We start from the raw sequence: 629 nt of genomic DNA, 5'->3' as shown, positions 1-629 counted from the left end.
TCTGTCCCGGCGTGTACTTCCCCCAGGATAATTTTCCCCTCCGCAGTCAAACGGATATCGTCCTGGCTGGCGGTCAGGTGGGTGAGATTCACGCCCACCCCGGCTTCGGTCGCCACCAGCCGGATTTTATGGGCATACATGCCGCCCAGCGCTTTGGTATCAATGGCTAATTGCGGTTTAGTGCCTTCTCCAGTGAGAGGGTTAACCGTGCCGTCTTTCCGGTTGATGCGATTGGCACCCTGCGTCAGCGACAGGTTATTCGCCTGAATTTTTCCATTCAACACCGTCGCCCGGCTGATGATATCGACATAATCCGTCGCCTTGCCGTCCAGTCCTTTGCCGCCAATGGTAATCTGGCCTTGCTGCACTTCGAGTGCTTCCAACGCCCCCTGTTTGTCAAACTGGGGTTTCCCGGTGGTCAGGGTGGCACCGGCAGTATTGATAAAACCACAACCATCACAGGTGATGCCGTTGGGGTTGGCAATCATCACGTTGGCTTTATTGCCGACAATTTCCAACTGACCTTGCAGTTCAGAGCGTCCGCTGCCAGTGACCTCATTAATAATCAGTTCCGCCGCCGGGCCTTTCAGGTTCGGGTTGGCGTTAAGTTGCCCGGCCAGTTGTGATTG

The 629-nt window shown here is 55.5% G+C and carries 1 protein-coding gene; it reads right to left on the bottom strand.

All coding sequences use genetic code 11. The features are described 5' to 3' along the window. Positions 1 to 629: filamentous hemagglutinin N-terminal domain-containing protein (locus C5471_RS23440; RefSeq protein ID WP_166296633.1), on the bottom strand; the 629-nt coding region annotated here is incomplete at both ends.

Source organism: Photorhabdus tasmaniensis, assembly GCF_011189505.1.
GTDB lineage: Bacteria > Pseudomonadota > Gammaproteobacteria > Enterobacterales > Enterobacteriaceae > Photorhabdus > Photorhabdus tasmaniensis.
The sequence above is the reverse complement of the archived record's forward strand: the minus strand, read 5'-3'. Positions and strand labels throughout refer to the sequence as shown.